Origin of the sequence: Parablautia muri, assembly GCF_009917485.1 — a bacterium.
In the GTDB taxonomy this organism is placed as follows: domain Bacteria; phylum Bacillota; class Clostridia; order Lachnospirales; family Lachnospiraceae; genus Suilimivivens; species Suilimivivens muri.
Genome location: NZ_QZDT01000159.1, coordinates 1 through 1,559, shown reverse-complemented (window position 1 = coordinate 1,559; position 1,559 = coordinate 1). Strand labels below are relative to the sequence as shown.

General features: G+C 39.4%; 3 protein-coding genes. All 3 read left to right on the top strand.

Features of this window, described 5'->3' with window-relative positions:
* The first annotated feature begins 193 nt into the window (after positions 1 to 193).
* The 3 genes from D5281_RS24890 to D5281_RS24880 are packed head-to-tail and all read left to right on the top strand — an operon-like array spanning position 194 to position 1,509.
* Positions 194 to 937, top strand: coding sequence for an ABC transporter permease (locus D5281_RS24890; protein ID WP_160562528.1), 744 nt, complete (start codon positions 194 to 196; stop codon positions 935 to 937).
* A 10-nt stretch (positions 938 to 947) separates the two neighbouring features.
* Entirely contained in the window at positions 948 to 1,232 is a 285-nt protein-coding gene (locus tag D5281_RS24885; RefSeq protein WP_160562527.1) for a hypothetical protein, read from the top strand.
* Positions 1,233 to 1,269: 37 nt separating this feature from the next.
* Positions 1,270 to 1,509 (top strand): hypothetical protein, encoded by a 240-nt coding sequence (locus D5281_RS24880; RefSeq protein ID WP_160562526.1) that lies wholly within the window; start codon positions 1,270 to 1,272, stop codon positions 1,507 to 1,509.
* Positions 1,510 to 1,559 lie beyond the last annotated feature (50 nt).

The following is a 1,559-nucleotide window of genomic DNA, read 5'->3' as shown; positions in this document are numbered from 1 at the left end:
GTACCTCGTTTCTTGTTATTTTGATTATATCTCATTAGCCACTTCTGTTACAACTTTAGTATAGCACTTCAGGGTTAGTAGTACGGAACATCAACTTTGTTCCGCTTGCAATTCTGTTTGTTGCTGGTCTTGTGGCATATGTTGTGTTCCGGAAGAGATTTGAAAAATATGAGTATTAAAGGAGGAGTTTATAATGCTGATCAATGCAATTCGTGCGGAGAATTTGAAAAGCCGCCATTCAAATATGTGGGTAGCGGTTACAGTTCTCCCGCTTTTGACAGCGGCAATAGGCGCAATTATTTACGGGATAAATGCTTCTGTAAGTTTATATGAAGGTGATATGTGGCAGCAGCTATGGTTACAGACAGGTTTATTTTATGGGTATTTCTTTTTCCCTATTCTGATTGCCATTTGTGCTTCCTTTTTATGGCGGTTGGAACACATTAACCATAACTGGAACAGCTTAATGACAACGCCAATTCCCCGGTCTACAATTTTTATCGCTAAGTTGGTCGTGTTAGCCAAGTCAATTTTTACGGCACAGGCACTATTGATGATATTCATAATCATTGTGGGTAAAGTGGGATTCCGTTTTGAACAGCCTATTCCCACAGGTATGCTCTGGTGGCTCTTTATGGGGTGGTTTAGCGCCCTTGGCGTTGCGGCAGTACAGCTTTATCTTTCTATGAAAATAAGAAGTTTTGCTGTCCCAGTCGGACTTGCAGTATGTCTGTGTATTGCGGGATTGGCATGTTATATTACGGGTCTTGGCAGTATGTTCCCGTATTCACAGCTAATCCTCGGTTTGTCATCACAGGAGAAAACTTTACCGATTGACAGCTTAACAACGCTGGTTCCAATGGTGGTTTTCTATATCGTGTTTTTTATATTACTGGCTTCACGCCGATTGAAGAAGATTGACATAGTAGCCGGTTAAGGAGGAGATCATGAAAGAAAAGATTTTAGAAAAAATATCCTTGGGGGTTAGCCTGCTTCCTTTGACTTTCTTTATCATCCGGCGTTTGAGAATCGGAATGGAAGCTCCTTGGGTGTATATCTTTTTTGCGGTGTATGCCGTATTGATTATTGTTGGTTTTGTATTTGCTATCTGCTTGATAAAAAACAAAAAAACGAGAAATGCCATATCAAAGGCTGCTTTAGCAATAAGTTCAGTGTATATCGCTTTTTTTTCTTTATTTATCTATTTGACGATAGCGGCAAGATTACATTGAGAGTGTGATGACTGTTGTATTTAGTGGGAGGAAAAAAATGTATACAGTGAAAGGCTATGTAGGAAGTGAAGAAAAACTCAAGCGGTATTTTGCAGAGCATGTGTTTGGGGGAAAGACAAGAGTGCTATTTGTAGCTGATGAGGTTATGCAAGATCATATAACCTGCTTTGAATATCTGGATAGTATCAGGCAAACAAAGAGCCATAAAGAACCAGATGATACCCTTGAAGGATTATTGGAGTTTGCAGAGATTGATAAGTTTGAAACAAATAAGTAGAGGACAGCCAAGAAATAAAGGGCATAGCAATCAAACCATCTTAATAGGTG

What these genes read in the sequence shown, in the direction of transcription:
- D5281_RS24880 (WP_160562526.1), top strand. Translation starts at nt 1,270, where the DNA reads ATGTATACAGTGAAAGGCTATGTAGGAAGTGAAGAAAAACTCAAGCGG.
- D5281_RS24885 (WP_160562527.1), top strand. Translation starts at nt 948, where the DNA reads ATGAAAGAAAAGATTTTAGAAAAAATATCCTTGGGGGTTAGCCTGCTT.
- D5281_RS24890 (WP_160562528.1), top strand. Translation starts at nt 194, where the DNA reads ATGCTGATCAATGCAATTCGTGCGGAGAATTTGAAAAGCCGCCATTCA.